Origin of the sequence: Rubrivivax sp. JA1026, assembly GCF_011065555.1 — a bacterium.
Taxonomy (GTDB): domain Bacteria; phylum Pseudomonadota; class Gammaproteobacteria; order Burkholderiales; family Burkholderiaceae_C; genus Rubrivivax; species Rubrivivax benzoatilyticus.
Window position 1 is genome coordinate 280,089 of the sequence record NZ_JAALCQ010000005.1, and the last position, 20,813, is coordinate 300,901.

Sequence of the window (20,813 nt, forward strand, 5' to 3'; positions counted from 1 at the left end):
GCACCGGGCGCCCCTCGCGGGGCGCCCTTTCGTCTTTTCCACCGGGTTCCCGATGATCAGCTTCTCGACTCGCCGCCTCGCCCTGCTGGCGTTGCTGGTGGCGGCCGTCCCGGCGGCCGCCGGCCAGCTCTGCCGCGACGGCCGGCCGGCGCCTTCGGGCCTCGTCGTGCGTGGCGACGGCAGCGTCGTCGACACACAGCGCCGGCTGCAGTGGCAGCGCTGCGTGGTCGGCGTCTCCGGCCCGCGCTGCGAGCGCGGCCAGGCCGAGCGGTTCCCGGCGCTGCAGGCGCTGGATTTCGTCACCACCTACAACCGCGGCGGCGGGCAGGGCGGGCACCGCGACTGGCGGCTGCCGACGCTGGCCGAGCTGCGCAGCCTGGTCGCCGCCGACTGCGTCAACCCCGCGACCGACCTCAAGCTCTTCCCGAACGCGCCGCAGGCGCAGCTCTGGAGCCGCGACGTCGACGGCGGCGTGGCCGCCTACGTCGACTTCCGCGACGGCTACGCCGCCCGCGACGACATCAACCTCGCCAACCCGATCCGACTGGTGCGCGACCTGCCGGCGCCGCGGCGGCGCTGAGCCGCCACGGCCTTCAGCGCCGCCGGCTGCCGCCGACCAGCGAACCGAGCACGCCGCGGATCAGCTCGCGGCCGACGGCCGAGCCGATGCTGCGCATCGCCGAACGTGCCGCGGCTTCGGCCAGGCCTTCGCGCTTGCCGCCACGCGGGCCGGTGCTGCCGAACAGCGTGTCCTTGAGCCCGTCCAGCAGGCCGCCGCCTTCCGCCGGTGCCTGGGCGCCCGGCGGCAGGCCGGCGGTGGCGGCCGGGGCCGTCGTGGCGCGGCCCTTCAGCCGTTCGTAGGCCGACTCGCGGTCGACGGTCTTCTCGTAGACGCCGGCCACCAGCGACCCGGCGATCAGCGCCTGGCGCTCGGCCGGCGTCACCGGGCCGATGCGGCTGCCCGGCGGCAGCACGAAGACGCGTTCGGTGACGCTGGGCCGGCCCTTGGCGTCGAGGAAGCTGACCAGCGCCTCGCCGACACCGAGCTCGGTGATCGCCGTCGTCAGGTCGCCGAGCTTGGGGTTGGCGCGCATCGTCTCGGCGGCCGCCTTCACCGCCTTCAGGTCGCGCGGCGAGAAGGCGCGCAGCGCGTGCTGCACGCGGTTGCCGAGCTGCGCGAGCACCGTCTCGGGCACGTCCAGCGGGTTCTGGGTGACGAAGTAGACGCCGACGCCCTTGCTGCGCACCAGGCGCACGACGAGCTCGATGCGCTCGACCAGCACCGCCGGCGCGTCCTTGAACAGCAGGTGCGCCTCGTCGAAGAAGAACACGAGCTTGGGCTTGTCCAGGTCGCCGACCTCGGGCAGCGCCTCGAACAGCTCCGACAGCATCCACAGCAGGAAGGTGGCGTACAGGCGCGGCGCGTTCAGCAGCTTGTCGGCGGCGAGGATGTTGACGACACCGTGGCCATTCACGGTCTGCATGAAGTCGGCGATGTCGAGCATCGGCTCGCCGAAGAAGCGGTCGCCGCCCTGTTCCTCGATCTGCAGCAGGCCGCGCTGGATGGCGCCGATGCTGGCGCTGCTGACGTTGCCGTACTCGGTGGTGAACTCGCGTGCGTTCTCGCCGACGTGCTGCAGCATCGCGCGCAGGTCCTTCATGTCCAGCAGCGCCAGGCCCTGGTCGTCGGCGATCTTGAAGACGAGGTTCAGCACGCCCTGCTGGGTCTCGTTGAGCGCCAGCATGCGCGACAGCAGCAGCGGCCCCATGTCGGAGACGGTGGCGCGCACCGGGTGGCCCTGCTCGCCGAAGACGTCCCACAGCGTCGTCGGGCAGGCGAAGGGCTCGGGCGTGTCCAGGCCGCGTTCGGCCAGCACCGCGGCGAGCTTGGGCGAGACGCTGCCGCGCTGGGTGATGCCGGTCAGGTCGCCCTTCACGTCGGCCATGAAGACCGGCACGCCGAGTTGGCTGAAGCTCTCGGCGAGCTTCTGCAGCGTGATCGTCTTGCCGGTGCCGGTGGCGCCGGTGATCAGGCCGTGGCGGTTGGCGAGCGCGGGCAGCAGCTCGCAGACGACGTCGCCGTGGCGGGCGACGAGGATCGGTTCGGACATCGTGGAGCCCCCGGTTCTGGCTGTCTTGTCGAGGCGGCCGGCAGGACGCCGGCATGGGTCGCGCGAGTCTAGCGCCGGCCCCGGCGCCCGCTCTTGCGTCCGGGGGCCGGGGGCACCCGGGGGCCACCGCTAAAATCGCGCCCTTCGCTGAGGAAGCGCGCCGACTTTCCGTCACCCCGACCCCGAACGGCGCTACAGGAGATTCCCCCCATGGCCGGACATTCCAAATGGGCCAACATCCAGCACCGCAAAGGCCGCCAGGACGAGAAGCGCGGCAAGATCTGGACACGCGTGATCCGCGAGATCATCGTCGCCGCCCGCCAAGGCGGCGGTGATCCGAACGCCAACCCGCGGCTGCGGCTGGCGGTCGACAAGGCCAAGGCGGCCAACATGCCCGCCGACACCGTCAAGCGCAACATCGACAAGGCCACCGGCAACCTCGAAGGCGTCAACTACGAGGAGATCCGCTACGAGGGCTACGGCATCGGCGGCGCGGCGATCATCGTCGACTGCATGACCGACAACCGCGTGCGCACCGTCGCCGAGGTCCGCCACGCCTTCAGCAAGTACGGCGGCAACCTGGGCACCGAAGGCTCGGTGGCCTTCCAGTTCAAGCACTGCGGCCAGCTGATCTTCGCCCCCGGCACCAGCGAGGACGCGGTGATGGAAGCCGCGCTCGAAGCCGGCGCCGAGGACGTGGTCACCGGCGAGGACGGCTCGATCGAGGTGCTGACCTCGCCGGCCGACTTCCAGGCCGTGAAGGCCGCCCTCGAAGCCAAGGGGCTGACGGCGGAGGTCGCCGAGGTCACGATGCGCGCCGAAAACACCATCGCGCTGGCCGGCGAAGACGCCGCGCGCATGCAGAAGCTGCTGGACGTCATCGAGGACCTCGATGATGTGCAGGACGTCTTCCACAACGCGGAAATCGAAGCATGAAGGTTCTCGTGATCGGCGGCGGCGGCCGCGAGCACGCCCTGGCGTGGAAGCTCGCGCAGTCCCCGCGCGTGCAGCACGTCTACGTGGCGCCGGGCAACGGCGGCACGGCGGCGGACGCCCGGCTGCGCAACGTCGCCATCACGGACCCGGCGGCGCTGGCCGACTTCGTCGTCGCCGAGAAGGTGGCGCTGACGGTCGTCGGCCCCGAGGCGCCGCTGGCCGCGGGCGTCGTCGACGTCTTCCGCGCACGCGGGCTGCGCATCTTCGGCCCGACGCGTGCGGCGGCGCAGTTGGAAAGCTCCAAGGCCTTCGCCAAGGACTTCATGAAGCGCCACGGCATCCCGACGGCGCGCTACGAGAGCTTCACCGAAGCCGCCGCGGCGCACGCCTACGTCGACGCCCAGGGCGCGCCGATCGTCGTCAAGGCCGACGGCCTGGCGGCCGGCAAGGGTGTCGTCGTCGCGATGACGCTGGACGAGGCGCACGCCGCGATCGACACGATGCTGGGCATTCCCGGCGGCCGTGTCGTCATCGAGGAGTTCATGGAAGGCGAGGAGGCCAGCTTCATCGTCGTCGCCGACGGCACGACGGTGCTGCCGCTGGCCACCAGCCAGGACCACAAGCGCATCTTCGACGGCGACCGCGGCCCCAACACCGGCGGCATGGGCGCCTATTCGCCGGCCCCGGTGGTCACGCCCAACGTGCACGCCAAGGTGATGCAGGAGATCATCCAGCCGACGCTGGCGGGCATGGCCAAGGACGGGCATCCGTTCACCGGCTTCCTCTACGCCGGGCTGATGATCGACGCCCAGGGCCAGCCGCGCACGGTGGAGTTCAACTGCCGGCTCGGCGACCCCGAGGCCGAGGTCATCCTGATGCGGCTGAAGACCGATCTGGTCGAACTGCTGCTGGCGGCCACCGAAGCCAAGCTCGCCGACGTCGCGCTGCAGTGGGACCGCCGCGTCGCGCTCGGCGTCGTGATGGCCGCCGCCGGCTACCCGGCCGAACCGCGTGCCGGCGACGTCATCAGCGGGCTGCCGGCCGAACGCGAGGACCTCGTCGTCTTCCACGCCGGCACCAAGGTCGTCGGCGGCCAGACCGTCACCAGCGGCGGGCGTGTGCTCTGCGTCACCGCGCTCGGCGACTCGGTGCGGCTGGCGCAGCAGCGGGCGCTGGAAGGCGTGCACGCGATCGCCTTCGACGGCGCGCAGTGGCGCAACGACATCGGCCACCGGGCCATCCGCCATTGAACGCCGCCGTCGACACCGCGGCGATGCGCCGCTGGCTGCTGGAGCTGCAATCGCGCATCGTCGCCGCGGTCGAGGCCGAGGACGGCACGCCGTTCCTGCGTGACGCCTGGCAGCGCCCGGCCGGCGGCCGGCTCGAAGGCGACGGGCTGACCCAACTCGTCGAAGGCGGGCCGCTGATCGAACGCGGCGGCTGCAACTTCAGCCACGTCAAGGGCGCGGCGCTGCCGCCGACGGCCACCCAGCACCGGCCCGAGCTCGCCGGTTCGCCCTTCGAGGCGCTGGGCGTGTCGCTGGTCATGCACCCGCGCAACCCGCACGTGCCGACGACGCACATGAACGTGCGCCTGTTCGCCGCCTTCCCCGAAGGCCGCGCGCCGGTCAGCTGGTTCGGCGGCGGCATGGACCTGACGCCGTACTACGGCGTCGAGGACGACGCGCGCCACTTCCACCGCGTCTGCCGCGACGCGCTGGCACCCTTCGGCGAGGACAAGTACCCGCGCTTCAAGCGCTGGTGCGACGAGTACTTCTACCTGAAGCACCGCGACGAGCCGCGTGGCATCGGCGGCGTGTTCTTCGACGACTTCGCCGAGGGCGGCTTCGACGCCGACTTCGCGATGGTGCGTTCGGTCGGCGAGGCCTTTCTCGACGCCTGGCTGCCGATCGTGCGCCGGCGCCGCGACACGCCTTACGGCGAACGCGAACGCGACTTCCAGTGCCTGCGCCGCGGGCGCTATGTCGAGTTCAACCTCGTCTGGGACCGCGGCACGCTGTTCGGACTGCAGAGCGGCGGGCGCACCGAGAGCATCCTGATGTCGATGCCGCCGGTCGTGCACTGGGGCTACGACGCCAAGCCCGAGCCCGGCACGCCCGAGGCGCGGCTGTACACCGACTTCCTGCGTCCGCGCGACTGGCTCGCCGAGTGAACCACGCGCCCGCGGCCGCCGGCCGCCGCATCGGCCTGTTCGGCGGCAGTTTCGACCCCGTGCACCGCGGCCACGTCGCGCTGGCGCACGAGGCGATGAAACAGCTGGCGCTGGACGGCGTGCTGTGGGTGCCGGTCGGCCAGCCGTGGCAGAAGGCGAGGGCGCTGTCGGCGCCCGAGCACCGTGTCGCGATGCTGGAAGCGGCGGTCGAAGGCGAAGCGCGTTTCGCCGTCGACCGCCTCGAGATCGAGCGCCCGGGGCCCAGCTACACGCTGGACACCGTGCGCGAGCTGCAGCGGCGCGAGCCCGACGTGCGCTGGGTGCTGCTGATCGGCGCCGACCAGTACGCTGGCCTGCACACCTGGAACGGCTGGCGCGAGCTGCTCGCGCGGGTCGAACTGGCCGTCGCCGCACGGCCGGGCGTCGCGCTGGTGGCCGATGCCGAGGTGGCGCGCCACCCGCACGCGCTGGCGCTGCTGCCGCTGGCGGTCGACGTGTCGGCCACCGAAATCCGCCGCCGGGCCGCCAACGGCCTGGACATCACCGAATTGGTGCCGCCGCAGGTGGCACGCTATATTGACCAGCACGCCCTTTACCGGGTCGCATCCGGGAGCTGAATGGACATTCGCAAGCTGCAACGGGCCATCGTCGATGGCCTGGAAGACGTCAAGGCGCAGAACATCGCCGTCTTCAACACCGAGGCCCTGTCGCCGCTGTTCGAGCGCGTGATCATCGCGACGGCCACCAGCAACCGTCAGACCAAGGCGCTGGCCTCCAGCGTGCGCGAGACCGTCAAGGCCCGCGGCATGGAAGTCCTGTCCACCGAGGGCGAGGACAACGGCGAGTGGATCATCGTCGACTGCGGCCAGGCGGTGGCGCACATCATGCAGCCCGCCATCCGCGAGTACTACCACCTCGAGGAGATCTGGGGCGGCAAGGCGGTGCGCGTGAAGCTCGGTGCCACCGGCGGCGGCCTCGTCAAGGCCTCCGAGCCGATGGACGAGGCGCCGAAGAAGCCCGCAGCCAAGAAGGCGGCCAAGAAGAAGGCCGCCGACAAGGTGGCGGCGCGCCAGGCCGCACGCCCGGCGGCCAAGAAGGCGGCCGCCAAGGCGCCGGCGCGCAAGACCGCGCGCCGCGACGCCGACGCCGGCCTGCCGGTGTCGACCGTGAAGGTCGGCACGCCGAAGAAGCCGGCGGCGAAGAAGGCCGCGGCGCCGCGCAAGCCGGCCGCCAAGCCGGCCGCCAAGGCCCCGGCGCGCAAGACCGCCGCGCGCAAGACCGCACGCTGAGGTGAAGCTGCTGGTCGTGGCCGTGGGCCAGCGCCAGCCGGCCTGGGCCGACGAGGCCTGGGCCGATTTCGCCAAACGCTTCCCGCCCGAGATGCGGCTGGAGCTGAAGGCGCTGAAGGCCGAGCCGCGCACCGGCGGCAAGACCGCCGCGCAGTGCATGGCCGCCGAAGCCGCACGCTTCGAGGCCGCGCTGCCGCGTGGCGTGCGCCGCGTGATCCTCGACGAACGCGGCACGCGGCTGGACACCGTCAAGCTGGCCGAACGTGTCACCCACTGGCGTGGCGAAGGCCGCGACGTGGCCCTGCTGATCGGCGGCCCCGACGGGCTGGACCCGGCGCTGAAAGCCAGCGCCGACGAGACGCTGCGCCTGTCGGACCTGACGCTGCCGCACGCCTTCGCGCGCGTGCTGCTCGCCGAGGCGCTGTACCGCGCCTGGACGCTGGCCACCGGCCACCCTTACCACCGCGAATGACCGGCTCCCTCTCCCGCAAGGCGGGAGAGGGCAGGGGTGAGGGTGCCTGCGCGCCACGAGCCCTCACCCCAACCCTCTCCCGCGAGCGGGAGAGGGGGCAAGATGGCGGCGCACGACAGCTTTCCACGATGAACACCACCTTCGTCTACCTCGCCTCGCAGAGCCCGCGCCGCGCTCAGCTGCTCGACCAGCTCGGCGTCGCCCACCGCCCGCTGCTGCCTGCGCCCGACGAGGACGCCGAGGCGCTGGAAGCCGAACGCGACGGCGAAGCGCCGGCCGACTACGTGCAGCGTGTGACGCGGGCCAAGCTCGACGCCGCCGTCGCGCGGCTGCACGCGCGTGCGCTGCCGCCGGCGCCCATCCTCTGTGCCGACACGACGGTGGCGCTGGGGCCGCGCATCCTCGGCAAACCGCGCGACGCCGACGACGCCGCGGCGACGCTGCGTGCGCTGTCGGGCGGCGAACACCACGTCTACACCGCCGTCGCGCTGGCGCACGGCACGCGGCGGCGGCTCGCGCTGTCGGACTCGGTCGTGCGCTTCGCTGCGCTGCCGGAGGCGACGATCGGCCGTTATGTCGCCAGCGGCGAGCCTTTCGGCAAGGCCGGCTCCTACGCCATCCAGGGGCCGATCTCGGCCTGGATCGAACGCGTCGAAGGCAGCTACTCCGGGATCATGGGGCTGCCGCTGTTCGAGACGCGTGCGCTGCTGGCCGAGGCCGGCGTCGCCACCGCGCCCTGAGCGTGACGGCCAGCGCACGCTGCGCGTAGCCCCGCACACGCGGCGCCCCCGGCGTCTCGTTAGACTGCGCGCCATGGCGACGCAGGACATCCTCATCAACTGGGCACCGCAGGAAACGCGGGTCGCCATCGTCGAGAACGGCGCGGTGCAGGAGCTGCACGTCGAGCGCACGCTCGAGAGAGGGCTGGTCGGCAACGTCTACCTCGGCAAGGTGGCGCGTGTGCTGCCCGGCATGCAGAGCGCGTTCGTCGACATCGGCCTGGAGCGTGCGGCCTTCCTGCACGTGGCCGACCTGTTCGGCCACCCGACGACACGCGGCGACGCGCCGCTGCCGCCGATCGAGCGCCACGTCTTCGAAGGCCAGACGCTGACCGTGCAGGTCATCAAGGACGCCATCGGCACCAAGGGCGCGCGGCTGTCGACGCAGATCTCGATCGCCGGGCGCATGCTGGTCTTCCTGCCGCACGACGACCACATCGGCATCTCGCAGAAGATCGGCGGCCCCGAGCTGCGCGAGCAGCTGCGTTCGCGCATGCAGGCGCTGGTCGGCGCCGACGGCGGCGGCTTCATCCTGCGCACCAACGCCGAGGAGGCGAGCGACGCCGAACTCGCCGACGACATCGCCTACCTGCGCAAGACCTGGGCGGCGATCCGCCAGCGTGCGCAGAGCAAGCCGCCGGGCACGCTGCTGCACCAGGACCTGAGCCTGGCCGAACGTGTGCTGCGCGACCTGACCACCGACGCCACGCACTCGATCCGCATCGACTCCAAGCTGCAGCACGAGGCGCTGCGTGTCTTCGGCGAGACCTACACGCCGGGCGCGGTCGGCAAGCTCGAGCACTACCGCGGCGAGCGGCCGATCTTCGACCTCTTCGGCATCGAGGAGGAGATCGCCAAGGCGCTGGCGCGGCGCGTCGACCTGAAGAGCGGCGGCTACCTGATCGTCGACCAGACCGAGGCGCTGACGACGGTGGACGTCAACACCGGCGGCTTCGTCGGCGCGCGCAACTTCGAGGACACGATCTTCAAGACGAATCTCGAGGCGGCCGGCGCCATCGCGCGCCAGCTGCGGCTGCGCAACCTCGGCGGGATCATCATCGCCGACTTCATCGACATGACGCGCGAGGACCACCAGCAGGCGGTGCTCGCCGAGCTGCGCAAGCAGCTCGCACGCGACCGCACGCGCACCACGGTCAGCGGCTTCACGCAGCTGGGGCTCGTCGAGATGACGAGGAAGCGCACCCGCGAGAGCCTGGCGCACATGCTCTGCGAACCCTGCCCGACCTGCCAGGGCCGCGGCCAGGTGAAGACCGCGCGCAGCGTCTGCTACGACATCCTGCGCGAGATCCTGCGCGAGGCGCGGCAGTTCAACCCGAAGGAATTCCGCGTCATCGCCAGCGCCGCCGTCGTCGAGATGCTGCTCGACGAGGAGAGCGGCCACATCGCCGGGCTGTCGGAGTTCATCGGCAAGCCGATCTCGCTGTCGGCCGAGGCGACGATGAACCCGGAGCAGTACGACATCGTGCTGATGTAGGCCTCCACGGGCCCAGGTCGGTGTCGTTTGCCACCTGCAGTCGCCTGATGCCCCGCTTGTTTTCGGGCGGCGTGTCGTGTTGAGGTGTCTGGTAAATCGATGCAAATAAAGCGACAATTGGCGCCTTCCATGCATCAATCCTTGGCCTCCCTGCTGTTCCCCGAATACCGCCGTCGCGTGCTCGGGCTGCTGTTGTTGCGGCCGGAGGAAGCGCTGCATGGCCGGGAGGTCGCTCGCCGCACGGGCCTGCCGGCCGGCACGATCACGCGTGAGCTCACCAAGCTGGCCGAGGCGGGGCTGCTGCGGCGTGAGAAGCGCGGCAACCAGCAGGTCTACAGCGCCAACACCAGCGGCCCGATCTACGCCGAGCTGGCCAGCATCCTGCGCAAGACCTCGGGCCTGGGCGATGTGCTCTCGGCAGCGTTGGCGCCGCTGGCCGGGCGCGTGAAGCTGGCCTTTGTCTTCGGCTCGGTCGCCCGCGGGGAGGAAACGGCCGGCAGCGACATCGACGTGCTCCTGGTCGGCGATGCCGGCTTCCGAGACGTGGTCCAGGCGCTGTACCCGGCGCAGACCACCCTGGGTCGCGAGATCAACCCGAAGGTATTCGCGCTCGACGACTTTGCGGCAAGGGCTCGTTCGGAGCCGTTCCTGCGGGACGTGCTGTCGCGCCCCAAGATCTTCCTGATCGGCAACGCCGATGACCTTGAAGAACTTGCTGGGCATCAGCCTTGACGCGATCCAGCCGGACGCGGCCGCTGTCGGCAAGCTGCTGGCGGCTGCGCAGCGCAATCTGGCCGATGCGCAGCTGGCCGGCCTGAGCGCGGAGAACCGCTTCGACGCGGCCTACAAGGCCATCATGCAGCTGTCGATGGTGGCCTTGCAGGCCAACGGCTACCGCACGCTGACCAGCAAGCCCGGACACCACCAGACGGCGATCCAGACCCTCGGCACCAGCGTCGGCGTCGCGCCGGCCCAGGTCATCGTGCTCGACGCGCTGCGCAAGCAACGCAACTTGTCCGACTACTCGGGCGATCTCATCCCCGAAGCCGTGGCCACCGAGTGCCTGGCCAGCGCGAAGGCGCTGCAGGGGCACGTGCTGGCCTGGCTGAAGGCGCATCGGCCGGACCTGCTGTCGGGCTGAATACCGGGCTGCGCGTCTTCAGCTGCCCCGCAGCACGCTGAACTCCCGGAACAGCCGCGCCGGCAGCGGCCGCTGCAGCCGCCAGGTGATGCTCATCGGTCGGCTGCCCTCGGCGCCGTCGAGGGTGACGGGGCCGCAGGCGCGGTAGGGCTCGCCCTTGTGCGCCCGCACGAAGAGCTGGAAGCGCCAGCCGTTGTGCGCGCTCTCCAGGTAGCGCCGTCCGGCCGGTGTGTCGGGGCCGGCGCTGTTTTGCGACTGCCAGTGGAAACGCTCGGCGCTGATCGCGTAGTCGCGGTAGGCGATGCGGTCGTGGAAGCCCTCGCTCTTGTCGAGCGTCACGAACAGCAGCTCGGTCCGGCGCTCGGCCAGGGCCAGCACTCCGGCCTGGAAGGGCACGCGACGCTCGGCGCTCAGCCAGCCCACGGCGGTCAGGATCTCGCGGATGCCGTAGCGGGCGTGCAGCACCAGCGGCGTGTCGTCCAGGCCCGGCAGCGGCACGGCGGGCCGTGCGTTCGAGGCTTCCAGCCAGCCGCCGAGCTCGGCCAGTTCCTCGAGCACCGGCGCATGTGCCGCCAGGCGGGCGAGGAAGGTGGCGGCGTCGCCTTTCTGTTCGTGGCGGCCGTCGACCTGGTAGGCCAGCATCTGCAGCAAGGCCCGGTCGCTTGCGTCGAGCGCGTGGCGGGTGGCGTGCAGCGCGGGCAGGCGGCCGAGCAGCGTCAGCCGGGCCGGGTCGTCGATGTGCAGCAGGTCGGCCGCGCGCCGGCTGAAGTAGTCCTCCTCGGGGCCGGGCTCGCACACCAGAAGCCCGGCCTCGCGCTTCAGCGCGGTCCAGCCGCTGCGTGTGCCACCGGTGCCGGCGCGGTACACGTCTTCCAGTTCCAGCGCCTGGTCGCTCAGGAAGTCGGCCAGGCGCACGGCGCTGCGGCCGCGCAGCGCGGCGTAGGCCTGCAGCTCGGTCTTCAGTCGCCTCCAGCTCTGCTGCGTGAGCGTGCGCAGGCTGCCCAGCACCTGCTCTCGCGTCTGCTTCTGCAGGTGGATGTGGCAACCCGGCGGCAGGCTGCCGAAGCCGTGCTCCACGGCGTCGGCCAGCTCGCGCCGCGTCAGCCCGGTGATGCCCGACAGCAGCCGGTCGAAGCGGAAGTCGGCGCGGTGCTGGCCGACGAAGTCCAGCACCAGGCAGCTGTCCTTCCTCGGCGCCAGGCGCAGCCCGCGGCCCAGCTGCTGCTGGAACAGCACCGGACTCTGCGTCGGGCGCAGCAGCAGCAGGGTGTCCACCGTCGGCAGGTCCACGCCTTCGTTGTAGAGGTCCACGGTCACGAGGGCGCAGAGCTCGCCGCTGGCCAGCCGCTGCGGTGCGCGGCGGCGTTCGTCGCCCGGGGTGCTGCCGACGACGCAGGCCGCCGGCAGCCCGGCGCGGTTGAGCCGCTCGGTCATGAACTCGGCGTGCGCCACCGAGACGCAGAACACCAGCGCCCGGGACTGCCGGGGCTCGGACGCGAGCCGCATCCACTCCTTGACGACCAGCCTCGCGCGAAGGTCGTTGGCGGTGACGAGCTTGTCGATCGCGTCGCGTTCGCCAGGCAGGTCCCAGGGCACCGACGAGAAGTCGGTCTCGTCGTCGCAGGCGTAGTACTCGAACGGGGCGAGCAGCTGCAGGTCCAGTGCGTGCCACAGGCGCAGCTCCACCGCGGGGCTGCCGTCGGGGCGGTGGTCGAAGTAGGGCGCGAGCGGCTTGCCGTCGCTGCGCTCGGGCGTGGCCGTGAGGCCCAGCAGGACGGCCGGGCGGACCGCGCGCACGAAGGCGTCGAAGCGCTCGGCGGCCAGGCGATGGCACTCGTCGACCACCACGGTGTGCCAGTGCGTGGCGCCCGCCGTGGCGACGAGATCGCGGCTGCTGACGCTGTCGATCGTGGCGAACAGGTGGTCCAGCTGCCCGGGCTCGTGCGTGCCGCAGAGCAGGTCGCCGAACTCGGGGTCGCGCAGCACCTCGCGGTAGGTGCGCAGCGCCTGGCGCAGGATCTCCTCGCGGTGCGCCACGAACAGCAGCCGAGGCCGCCCGCCCAGGCGCTCGCAGCTGGCGCGGTAGTCGAACGCGGCGACCACCGTCTTGCCGGTGCCGGTGGCGGCCACCAGCAGGTTGCGCTGGCGGCCGTGCGCGCGTTCGGCCACCAGCTGCTCCAGCATCTCCTGCTGGTAGCTCTTGGGCTGCAGGTCGAAGAAGCCGACGGCCCCCGGGCCGCCATCGCCCGGCCCGGCGCCCGACTCGCGCCGCAGCGCCGCGGCGAGGGCCTGGCGGTGCGTGGCGTCGTCGGGGTCGTAGCGGCGGAACTCGTTGTCCGACCACAGCGTCTCGAAGTGCGCCTCGGCGCGCGTGAACAAGGCGGCCTGCCCGCGCTGGGTGAGCTTGACGGTCCACTCCAGGCCGCCCGTCAGCGCCGCGCCGCTGAGGTTGGCGCTGCCGATGTAGGCCGAGCCGAAGCCGCTGGCGCGGTGGAACATCCAGGCCTTGGCATGCAGCCGCGTGCGGCGGCCGTCCAGTGACACGCGGACGTCGCAGCCCGGCAGGCGTGCCAACTCGTCGAGCGCGCGCAGCTCCGTGGCTCCGGTGTAGGTGGTGGTGAGGATGCGGATGCGCGGCCCGGGCGCGCCGGCGTCGCCGCCGCGGGCGGTGATCTGCTGCAGCACGTCCTGCAGCTTGCGCACGCCCGATACGGTGATGAAGCTGACCAGGATGTCGACCCGGTCGCTGGATGCCAGCTCGCGGCGCAGTTCCTGCAGCAGCGACGGCGAGCCCTTGCCGGCGGTGAACAGCCACGGCATGGCCAGGCCGAGCTCGGGCGGTGTCGGGCGGGTCGGCGAGCGGTGCACGGCGCGCAGCAGCCGCGCTGGCGGCGCCAGCAGGTCGACAGCGGCGGCCGCGCCTCGGCTGGTGTTGCCCTGCAGCCGCTCGCGCAGCCAGATCAGCAGCTCGTTGACCAGCCCCAGCTGGCGTGTCGCCGCGTCTTCGCCGTCGCCGGGCAGTTCCTCCAGCAGGGCGGCGAGCTGCCGGACCAGGGCATCGGCCACGAGTTCGGCCGCATTCCCGGCCAGCGGCAGGACCTGATGCCGCGCGCCCGGGTCGGCGGCGAGCAGGCGCTCCAGGCGCTCGGTGAGCAGCAGGTCGTACAGGCCGGAGGGCAGGAGTCCCGGCGTCATCGGCCGGCACCCGGCCCGCGCAGGCCCGCGCCGATCTCCATCAGGGGCATCGTCGTGTTCTCGCTGAGCGTTCTCGGCGGCAGGTTGTACCAGGACGCCGGCCCGCCCGGTCGGCACGCTCGCGCGGGACCGGTCGCATCCGGCCTGTCGGCATCCTTGACACCGACCGGTTCGCAGCCTCGGCCCGCGGCCCCGCCGCTGCGGACAAACCCTTGTCACACCGGCGAAATCTGCCGCCCCGAGGTGGAGTGGCATGTCACGTGCTTTTGATGCAGGAAATCACGTTTGACACCGTCATGAACATCTTGCGCTGCACCTTGTCCGCTCTCGCCACCGTCGCCTGCGCTTCCGCGATCGCTGCGCCGGTCACGCCGACCTACGACCGCTTCGGCACGCTGCCGGGCGCCACCTTCGGCGGCAGCGGCATCCCGAACAACGCCGTGGCGGTGACGGAGTTCGAGAACGGCCTGACGCTCGGCCTGACCGCGCATCAGCGTTACGTCGGGCCGAACCTCGCCAACGACGGCGCCGGGACCTTCTTCGCGCCGGACGGGGTGTCGCAACAGTCGCCGTCGCCGGCGAACCCGTATGCGCTGTGGAACTTCGCGTACTACGTCAGCGGCCTGGACACCACCAGCTACTCGGTGCAGCTGCTGATCGACCGCGATCCGGCGGCCGGCACCGACCAGGCGGCGCACATCGGCGGCGCGTTCTCGGCGCTGCCGCTGATCCAGGACTCGTGGAACCTCGGCATGGACTTCCTCGAGGTGGGCAAGGCCTTCGACGCGTTCGCCGCCGGCGAGTACACGTTCGCCCTGGTCGCCTACTCCGCGGCCGGTGCCGAGATGGGCCGCAGCGCGATCCGCGTCGTCGTCGGCGAGCCCGGCAACGACGTGCCGGAACCGGCGACGCTGGCGCTGGCCGGCTTGGCGCTGTTCGGCGTGGCCGCCGCGAACCGCCGCCGCCGTCACTGAGCCGGCTGCCGCAGCGCCCGGCACGCCGGGCGGGCCGAGCCGGCGTTGCCGCTCGGGGCGCGGGCGGATCTTCAGGGCGCATGGGGCGCGACGGCCGCGGGGCCGGTCGTTGTCGTGAACACGGCCCGCTGCGGCCGCGGGCGGCGGACAATCGCCGGCTTTCGCGTCACCCCGCCCCCGCATGAAGACCTACGACATCGAAGTCCAGCGCCTGAAGTCCCTGCGTCACGACAAGGGCCTGATCGAGATCGGCGTCGACGCGCTGGTGCTGCCGCGCCCGGCGCGCGACGAAGGCGCCGCCGGCTCCTGTCTCAGCCTGCCGGTCGACCAGGCGCGGGCGCTGATGCTGCTGCTCAAGCAGCAGTTCGCCGAGCTCGACAAGCTGCAGCCGCGCAGCCGGCGCTCGGGCCGCTGCTGAGCCGGTGTCAGAACTCAAGTATCTGCAGGGCTACCCGCCCGACCTGCTGGCCCAGGTCCAGGCGCTGATCGCCGAAGGCCGGCTGGCCGACTACGTCGCGCGCCGCCACCCCGAGCCTTCGCCGGTGCGCAACGAGCGCGAGCTCTACGACTACGTCTGCGCGCTGAAGTCGCGGTTCATGAAGAGCGCGCCGCCGCTGTCCAAGGTCGTCTTCGACCCCAAGCTGCACGTCGTGAAGAACGCGCTGGGCACGCACACCGCGGTGTCGCGTGTGCAGGGCGGGCGGCTGCAGGCCAAACGCGAGATCCGCATCGCCGCGCTGTTCAAGGAGGCGCCGGCCGACTTCCTGCGCACGATCGCCGTGCACGAGCTCGCGCACCTGAAGGAGCGCGAGCACGACAAGGCCTTCTACGCGCTGTGCCGCCACATGGAGCCCGAGTACCCGACGCTGGAGTTCGAGCTGCGGCTGTGGCTGACGGCACGCGAACTCTGAAATCCCGGCGCCGGCCGGCCCCAGCCTCGACAATCGGGGCATGACCGAATCTCCCGCCGCGCCCGCCGGCCCCGCTTTCTCCACGCTGCCGCTGTCGCCGGCCGTGCTCGCCAACCTGCAACAGCTGGGCTACGACTGCATGACGCCGATCCAGGCCGCGGCGCTGCCGCCGGCGCTGGCCGGGCGCGACCTGATCGCCCAGGCCAAGACCGGCAGCGGCAAGACCGCGGCCTTTTCGCTGCCGCTGCTGGCCAGGCTCGACGCCAAGCGCTTTGCCACACAGGCGCTGGTGCTCTGCCCGACGCGTGAACTCGCCGAGCAGGTCTCGCAGGAGATCCGCCGCCTGGCGCGCGCCGAAGACAACGTCAAGGTGCTGACGCTGTGCGGCGGCGCCGCGATCCGGCCGCAGCTCGTCAGCCTGGAGCACGGCGCGCACGTCGTCGTCGGCACGCCGGGGCGTGTGCTCGACCACCTGGAGCGCGGCTCGCTGGCGCTGGAGGCGCTGACGACCTTCGTGCTCGACGAAGCCGACCGCATGCTCGACATGGGCTTCGCCGAGGACATCGCCGCCGTCGCGCGTCACTGCCCGCCGACGAGCAAGCGCCAGACGCTGCTGTTCTCGGCCACCTATCCCGAAGACGTCGCCAAGCTGGCCGCGCGTTACCTGCGCGACCCGCAGGAGGTGCGCCTGGCCGAGACCCATGCCGCGGGCCAGATCGTCGAGCGCTTCTACGAGGTGACCGAGAGCCAGCGCCTGCACGCCGTCGGCCTGCTGCTGCAGCGTTTCCGCCCCGAGAGCACGCTGGCCTTCTGCAACACCAAGCAGCAGTGCCGCGACCTGGTGGCGGTGCTGCAGGCCCAGGGCATCGTCGCGCTGGAACTGCACGGCGACCTGGAGCAGCGCGACCGCGACCAGGTGCTGGTGCGCTTCGCCCATCGCAGCGCCAGCGTGCTGGTGGCCACCGACGTCGCCGCGCGCGGGCTGGACATCAGCAAGCTCGAAGCGGTGATCAACGTCGACATCACGCCCGAGCCCGAGGTGCACACCCACCGCATCGGCCGCACCGGGCGCGCCGGCGAGAGCGGGCTGGTGTTCAACCTCGCCAGCCTCGACGAGATGGGCCGGGTCGGCCGCATCGACGAGATGCAGGGCCGGCAGAGCGTCTGGCATCCGCTGGCCGAGCTGGAAGCGGAACTCGCCAAGGCCGGGCCGCAGCCGCCGCTGCTGCCGCCGATGGTGACGCTGCAGATCCTCGGCGGCCGCAAGGAGAAGATCCGCCGCGGCGACGTGCTGGGCGCGCTGACCAAGGACCTGGGGCTGGAGGCGGCGGCGGTCGGCAAGATCGACGTCAACGACTTCTCGACCTACGTCTCGGTGCGCCGCGACGTCGCCGAGCAGGCGCTGCGCGGCCTGGCGCGCGGCAAGGTCAAGGGCCGCACCGTCAAGGCGCGGCGGCTGTGAGCGCGGGCTTCGCCGCCCTCGGGCTGACGCCGGCGCTGCAGCGCGCCTGCGCCGAGCTCGGTTTCGCCACGCCGACGCCGGTGCAGCAGCGGGCCATCCCGCCGGCGCTCGACGGGCTGGACCTCGTCGCGCGTGCGCCCACCGGCTCGGGCAAGACCGCGGCCTACGCGCTGGCGATGCTGCATCGCTTCGACATCACGCCGCGCGAAAGCCGGCGCGTCACGCGCGCGCTGCTGCTGGTGCCGACGCGCGAACTCGCGGTGCAGGCCGGCCAGACGCTGCGTGCGATGGCGCGCGAGATGGCCGAGCCGGTGAAGGTCGCCGTCGTCTTCGGCGGCGTCTCGGTGAACCCGCAGATGATGGGCCTGCGCGGCGGCGCCGAAGTCGTCGTCGCGACGCCGGGCCGGCTGCTGGACCTGGTCGAACGCAACGCGCTGACGCTGGGCGAGGTGCAGCTGCTGGTGCTCGACGAAGCCGACCGGCTGCTCGACGACGGTTTTGCCGCCGAGCTGGAGCGTGTGCTGGCGCTGCTGCCGGCCGAGCGCCAGCAGCTGCTGTTCTCGGCGACCTTCCCGCCGCCGGTGCAGGCGCTGGCCACGCGCTTGCTGCACGCGCCGGTGCAGGTGGCGGTGGACGCCGCGCCCGAGGCCGGCGGCCCCGAGATCGAGCAGCACGCGGTCGAGGTCGACACCGCGCAGCGCACGCCGCTGCTGCGCCGGCTGCTGGCCACGCACGACTGGCCGCGGGTGCTGGTCTTCGTCGCCACCCGCCACGCCAGCGAGATGGTCGCGGCCAAGCTGCAGCGCGCCGGCATCGCCGCCGCGGCCCTGCACGGCGAGCTGAGCCAGGGCGCGCGCGCACGGGTGCTGGCCGAGCTGGCGCACGGTACGCTGCGGGTCGTGCTCGCCACCGACCTGGCGGCGCGCGGGCTGCACATCCCGGCGCTGGCCGCGGTGATCAACTACGACCTGCCGCGTTCGGCCGCCGACTACACGCACCGCATCGGCCGCACGGCACGCGCCGGCGCCAGCGGCGAAGCCTGGAGCTTCGTCACCGCGGCCAGCGAGGCGCATTTCCGCCTCATCGAGAAGCGCCAGGGCCGGCGCGTCGAACGCGAGCGTGTCGAGGGTTTCGAGCCCACCGAGAGTGCCCCTGCCGCGCCCGCCGGCCACGGCGGCGTCAAGGGCCGGCGCAAGAGCCGCAAGGACAAGCTGCGCGAAGCGGCCGCGCGCGGGGCCTGATCAGCGGCGCAGCAGCGCCTTCGCGGCGTCGATGCGCTGCGCCAGCGGCGCCGCGGCGTCGCGCATCACCGACAGCAGGAAACGTTCGGCTTCGCGTTCGGGCGCCGAGCGCGGCTCGGGTGCACCCGGCGCCGTGGTCGCGTCCGGCGGCGCCAGCGTGCGCAAGGCGGCGGCCAGTTCATCGGCCGTGATCGGGCGCAGCGGCGCCAGCAGCGCGGCCTGGGCGTCGGCGCCCGGCGGCAGGTCCAGCCACGGGGTCTCGGTGAACAGCGGCGCGAGGTCGGGCGAGACCAGCGCCGCCCAGCGTTCGGGACCGACCTCGGTGCCGGGCAGGGCCGGCGGCGCGGCCTCGGGCGCCGGCCAGCAGCGCAGCAGGGCTGCGGGCAGTTCGTCGAGCCAGCGCCGGCGCAGGCCGTCGACCAGTGCGCTCGCCGTCGCGGCATCCACGGGCTGCTGCAGCGCGAACCAGAGCTGCAGGCCGTCGCGCCCCGACAGCACGATGGCCGGCGCCGGCAGCCCGAGTTCGTTCTGAACGCCGGCCCAGACCGCGCCGAGCAGCGCCGCATCGACCGGGGCCACGAGTTCCAGCACCGCGCTGCGCACGCGGCCGGACGCGTCGGCCCAGGCGCCCGGCTCGCCCGGCGCGGCGCAGAGATGGAGGCGGAGGAGTTCGGTGTGCAGTCGGTTCATGGTGTCGTCGGCCGTGACTGTAGGTCATCGGCGGCGACGGCCTGCCGCGGGTGTGCACGCCCGACGCATCCCTTCGGTGGACTACGGGTTAATGCTAAAGGTGCGATTTATGGCCGCATTTCTCGTGACGCACCGAGACGCTTCAACTTAAGCTTTCCCTGATTCCCGGGCTTGACAGTGGCCGTCGCTGCTGACCCGGGTTTCCTCTGGGTTCAGGGAGCCGAGTCGATGAACAACAAGACCCTGGGCGCCGTGGCTGCGGCCGCGCTGCTGGCCTGCGGCGCGCCGCAGGCGCAGACCCCGCCCGATGCCGGCACCCTGCTGCGTGATGCAGAGCGTGCGGCACCGCCGCCGCCACCGCCGCCGCCGACCACGGCCGCCCCCGCGGCCACCCCCGATGCGGCGCCCGGTGCCCGGGTCCAGGTGCTCGGCTTCCGCCTGCGCGGCGTGACGCTGTTGCCGGAGGCCGAGCTGCAGGTCCGGCTGGCGCCCTTCGTCGGCCAGCCGGCGAGCCTGGCCGACCTGCGCCGTGCCACCGACGCCGTGGCCCGCGCCTACCAGGACGCCGGCTACCTCGTGCGGGCCTTCCTGCCCGAGCAGGAGCTGCGCGACGGCGTCGTCACGATCGCGGTGCTCGAGGGCCGCCTGTCGGGCGTGCGTGTCGAGCAGGCGCCGCCGGGGCGCAACGTTGGCGAGCCGCGTGTGCTCGGCACGATGACGGCGCGCCAGAAGATCGGCGCTCCGGTGCGCGCCGACGAGGTGCAGCGCGCCATTGGCCTGCTCGACTCGCTGCCCGGCGTGCAGGCCAGCTCGGTGCTCGAACCCGGCGACCAGCCCGGCGAGACGCGCCTGGTGGTCGCGGTCGCCGACGAGCCGATGTTCGGCGGCCGGCTGCAGCTCGACAACGCCGGCACCCGGGCCAGCGGCGAGTGGCGCAGCACCGGCGCGCTGGAGATCAACAGCCCGCTGCGCTTCGGCGACCAGCTGCAGTTCTTCGCCAGCCACAGCGCCGGCTCGGACTACGGCAGCGCCGGCTACAACGCGCCGGTCGGCTACGACGGCTGGCGTGCCAGCGCCACCGTGTCGCGCCTGGCTTACGGCTACGACCTGAACAACACGCGCTACAGCGGCGGCGCGACGGCCTGGGCGGCGGCGGCGAACTACCCGCTGCTGCGCCGTGCCGGCGCTTCGCTGAGCCTGAGCCTGGCCTACGACCGCAAGGCCTTCGACAACGCCATCGCCGGCATCCAGCTCAGCGACAAGACCGTCGCCACGCGCACGCTGGCGCTGGGCGGCGACGCCGTCGACGGCTGGCTGGGCGGCGGCGTCACCCAGTTCTCGCTGTCGCTGGCCTTCGGCCGGCTGGACCTCGGCGGCAATGCCGCCGACCTCGCGGCCGACCAGTCCGCCGGCGGCCCCGACCGCGACGGCAGCTTCCGCACGCTGGGCTGGACGCTGACCCGGCTGCAGCGCCTGAGCGCCGCCGACACGCTGCAGCTGTCGCTGTCCGGCCAGCGCGCCAACCGCAACCTCGACTCGTCGCAGAAGTTCGGCGCCACCGGCACCTCGGCCGTGCGTGCGTACTCCAGCTCCGAGCCGTCGGCCGACGAGGGCCAGCTGGCCAGCCTCGAGTGGCGCCGCCTGGTGACGCCCGAGCTGACGCTGTCGCTGTTCCACGACCACGCCTGGCTGCGCCGCGACCGCGAGCGCAACGCCGCGACGCTGGACCCCAACCGCTACACGCTGTCCGGCAACGGCGTGGCCGCCAGCTGGAGCGGCCCGCAGCAGGTGCTGCTGCGCGCGGCGCTGTCGTGGCGCAACGGCCGCAACCCGGTCCGCAGCGCCGAAGGCGACGACGGCGACGGCACCCGTCGCGATCCGCGCCTCTTCGTCTCCTTCGTCAAGGCCTTCTGAGCCTGTCGAACCGCGTGCGGGTGCCCGCCC

At 72.4% G+C, this 20,813-nt stretch carries 20 protein-coding genes; 17 read left to right on the plus strand and 3 right to left on the minus strand.

Annotated features, from left to right (window positions below):
- The first annotated feature begins 52 nt into the window (after positions 1 to 52).
- Positions 53 to 580: a DUF1566 domain-containing protein gene (locus tag G5B56_RS11160; RefSeq protein WP_164963241.1), complete on the plus strand. Its 528-nt coding sequence runs from the start codon at positions 53 to 55 to the stop codon at positions 578 to 580.
- A gap of 13 nt (positions 581 to 593) precedes the next feature.
- Here the strand turns inward: G5B56_RS11160 and G5B56_RS11165 are convergent, their stop codons facing one another.
- Entirely contained in the window at positions 594 to 2,111 is a 1,518-nt protein-coding gene (locus G5B56_RS11165) for a helicase HerA-like C-terminal domain-containing protein (RefSeq protein WP_009855287.1), read from the minus strand.
- Between the two features lie 210 nt (positions 2,112 to 2,321).
- Here G5B56_RS11165 and G5B56_RS11170 point away from each other — a divergent pair, with 210 nt between their 5' ends.
- The 10 genes from G5B56_RS11170 (at position 2,322) to G5B56_RS11215 (ending at position 10,396) form a co-directional block, all read left to right on the plus strand.
- Positions 2,322 to 3,047: a YebC/PmpR family DNA-binding transcriptional regulator gene (locus tag G5B56_RS11170; protein WP_009855288.1), complete on the plus strand. Its 726-nt coding sequence runs from the start codon at positions 2,322 to 2,324 to the stop codon at positions 3,045 to 3,047.
- Entirely contained in the window at positions 3,044 to 4,297 is a 1,254-nt protein-coding gene (gene purD / locus G5B56_RS11175; RefSeq protein WP_164963242.1) for a phosphoribosylamine--glycine ligase, read from the plus strand. Before G5B56_RS11170 ends, purD begins: the two co-directional genes overlap by 4 nt.
- On the plus strand, positions 4,294 to 5,220 hold the full coding sequence (gene hemF / locus G5B56_RS11180) for an oxygen-dependent coproporphyrinogen oxidase (protein ID WP_009855290.1): 927 nt from the start codon (positions 4,294 to 4,296) through the stop codon (positions 5,218 to 5,220). The genes purD and hemF overlap by 4 nt, the downstream gene beginning before the upstream one ends.
- On the plus strand, positions 5,217 to 5,837 hold the full coding sequence (nadD, locus tag G5B56_RS11185) for a nicotinate-nucleotide adenylyltransferase (RefSeq protein WP_164963243.1): 621 nt from the start codon (positions 5,217 to 5,219) through the stop codon (positions 5,835 to 5,837). Before hemF ends, nadD begins: the two co-directional genes overlap by 4 nt.
- Complete coding sequence (gene rsfS / locus G5B56_RS11190; protein ID WP_009855292.1) at positions 5,838 to 6,509, plus strand: ribosome silencing factor; 672 nt, start codon at positions 5,838 to 5,840, stop codon at positions 6,507 to 6,509.
- Between the two features lies 1 nt (position 6,510).
- Positions 6,511 to 6,981, plus strand: coding sequence for a 23S rRNA (pseudouridine(1915)-N(3))-methyltransferase RlmH (gene rlmH, locus G5B56_RS11195; RefSeq protein ID WP_009855293.1), 471 nt, complete (start codon positions 6,511 to 6,513; stop codon positions 6,979 to 6,981).
- Positions 6,982 to 7,109: 128 nt separating this feature from the next.
- Positions 7,110 to 7,721 (plus strand): nucleoside triphosphate pyrophosphatase, encoded by a 612-nt coding sequence (locus G5B56_RS11200; protein WP_164963244.1) that lies wholly within the window; start codon positions 7,110 to 7,112, stop codon positions 7,719 to 7,721.
- Positions 7,722 to 7,794: 73 nt separating this feature from the next.
- The gene (gene rng, locus G5B56_RS11205; protein WP_009856492.1) at positions 7,795 to 9,255 is read left to right on the plus strand and encodes a ribonuclease G; all 1,461 of its coding nucleotides are present in this window, start codon (positions 7,795 to 7,797) and stop codon (positions 9,253 to 9,255) included.
- Positions 9,256 to 9,396: 141 nt separating this feature from the next.
- Positions 9,397 to 9,987, plus strand: a complete 591-nt coding sequence (locus G5B56_RS11210) for a nucleotidyltransferase domain-containing protein (protein ID WP_310733804.1) — start codon at positions 9,397 to 9,399, stop codon at positions 9,985 to 9,987.
- Positions 9,953 to 10,396: a DNA-binding protein gene (locus G5B56_RS11215; RefSeq protein WP_164963246.1), complete on the plus strand. Its 444-nt coding sequence runs from the start codon at positions 9,953 to 9,955 to the stop codon at positions 10,394 to 10,396. The genes G5B56_RS11210 and G5B56_RS11215 overlap by 35 nt, the downstream gene beginning before the upstream one ends.
- A gap of 18 nt (positions 10,397 to 10,414) precedes the next feature.
- Here G5B56_RS11215 and G5B56_RS11220 read toward each other — a convergent pair whose 3' ends face one another.
- Positions 10,415 to 13,591 (minus strand): DUF3427 domain-containing protein, encoded by a 3,177-nt coding sequence (locus G5B56_RS11220; RefSeq protein WP_164963247.1) that lies wholly within the window; start codon positions 13,589 to 13,591, stop codon positions 10,415 to 10,417.
- Positions 13,592 to 13,887: 296 nt separating this feature from the next.
- Here G5B56_RS11220 and G5B56_RS11225 point away from each other — a divergent pair, with 296 nt between their 5' ends.
- From G5B56_RS11225 to G5B56_RS11245, 5 genes are all read left to right on the plus strand, one after another.
- Positions 13,888 to 14,565 carry a PEP-CTERM sorting domain-containing protein gene (locus G5B56_RS11225; protein WP_240920716.1) on the plus strand — a complete coding sequence of 226 codons (678 nt, stop codon included), beginning with the start codon at positions 13,888 to 13,890 and terminating at the stop codon, positions 14,563 to 14,565.
- A 181-nt stretch (positions 14,566 to 14,746) separates the two neighbouring features.
- Positions 14,747 to 14,983 (plus strand): hypothetical protein, encoded by a 237-nt coding sequence (locus G5B56_RS11230; protein WP_009856494.1) that lies wholly within the window; start codon positions 14,747 to 14,749, stop codon positions 14,981 to 14,983.
- 4 nt (positions 14,984 to 14,987) lie between these two features.
- The gene (locus G5B56_RS11235) at positions 14,988 to 15,476 is read left to right on the plus strand and encodes a YgjP-like metallopeptidase domain-containing protein (protein ID WP_009856495.1); all 489 of its coding nucleotides are present in this window, start codon (positions 14,988 to 14,990) and stop codon (positions 15,474 to 15,476) included.
- A gap of 40 nt (positions 15,477 to 15,516) precedes the next feature.
- Positions 15,517 to 16,938 (plus strand): ATP-dependent RNA helicase DbpA, encoded by a 1,422-nt coding sequence (gene dbpA, locus G5B56_RS11240; protein WP_164963249.1) that lies wholly within the window; start codon positions 15,517 to 15,519, stop codon positions 16,936 to 16,938.
- Positions 16,935 to 18,179 (plus strand): DEAD/DEAH box helicase, encoded by a 1,245-nt coding sequence (locus G5B56_RS11245; protein WP_164963250.1) that lies wholly within the window; start codon positions 16,935 to 16,937, stop codon positions 18,177 to 18,179. The genes dbpA and G5B56_RS11245 overlap by 4 nt, the downstream gene beginning before the upstream one ends.
- Here G5B56_RS11245 and G5B56_RS11250 read toward each other — a convergent pair whose 3' ends face one another.
- On the minus strand, positions 18,180 to 18,869 hold the full coding sequence (locus G5B56_RS11250; protein ID WP_164963251.1) for a hypothetical protein: 690 nt from the start codon (positions 18,867 to 18,869) through the stop codon (positions 18,180 to 18,182).
- Between the two features lie 228 nt (positions 18,870 to 19,097).
- Between G5B56_RS11250 and G5B56_RS11255 the strand changes: the two genes are divergently transcribed.
- On the plus strand, positions 19,098 to 20,783 hold the full coding sequence (locus G5B56_RS11255) for a ShlB/FhaC/HecB family hemolysin secretion/activation protein (RefSeq protein WP_164963252.1): 1,686 nt from the start codon (positions 19,098 to 19,100) through the stop codon (positions 20,781 to 20,783).
- Positions 20,784 to 20,813: the final 30 nt, after the last annotated feature.

Bases quoted from the DNA above. Each gene is read 5' to 3' on its own strand.
- G5B56_RS11160 (WP_164963241.1), top strand. From the start codon at position 53: ATGATCAGCTTCTCGACTCGCCGCCTCGCCCTGCTGGCGTTGCTGGTG.
- G5B56_RS11165 (WP_009855287.1), bottom strand. From the start codon at position 2,111: ATGTCCGAACCGATCCTCGTCGCCCGCCACGGCGACGTCGTCTGCGAG.
- G5B56_RS11170 (WP_009855288.1), top strand. From the start codon at position 2,322: ATGGCCGGACATTCCAAATGGGCCAACATCCAGCACCGCAAAGGCCGC.
- purD (WP_164963242.1), top strand. From the start codon at position 3,044: ATGAAGGTTCTCGTGATCGGCGGCGGCGGCCGCGAGCACGCCCTGGCG.
- rsfS (WP_009855292.1), top strand. From the start codon at position 5,838: ATGGACATTCGCAAGCTGCAACGGGCCATCGTCGATGGCCTGGAAGAC.
- G5B56_RS11200 (WP_164963244.1), top strand. From the start codon at position 7,110: ATGAACACCACCTTCGTCTACCTCGCCTCGCAGAGCCCGCGCCGCGCT.
- rng (WP_009856492.1), top strand. From the start codon at position 7,795: ATGGCGACGCAGGACATCCTCATCAACTGGGCACCGCAGGAAACGCGG.
- G5B56_RS11215 (WP_164963246.1), top strand. From the start codon at position 9,953: ATGACCTTGAAGAACTTGCTGGGCATCAGCCTTGACGCGATCCAGCCG.
- G5B56_RS11220 (WP_164963247.1), bottom strand. From the start codon at position 13,591: ATGACGCCGGGACTCCTGCCCTCCGGCCTGTACGACCTGCTGCTCACC.
- G5B56_RS11225 (WP_240920716.1), top strand. From the start codon at position 13,888: ATGAACATCTTGCGCTGCACCTTGTCCGCTCTCGCCACCGTCGCCTGC.
- G5B56_RS11230 (WP_009856494.1), top strand. From the start codon at position 14,747: ATGAAGACCTACGACATCGAAGTCCAGCGCCTGAAGTCCCTGCGTCAC.
- dbpA (WP_164963249.1), top strand. From the start codon at position 15,517: ATGACCGAATCTCCCGCCGCGCCCGCCGGCCCCGCTTTCTCCACGCTG.
- G5B56_RS11250 (WP_164963251.1), bottom strand. From the start codon at position 18,869: ATGAACCGACTGCACACCGAACTCCTCCGCCTCCATCTCTGCGCCGCG.
- G5B56_RS11255 (WP_164963252.1), top strand. From the start codon at position 19,098: ATGAACAACAAGACCCTGGGCGCCGTGGCTGCGGCCGCGCTGCTGGCC.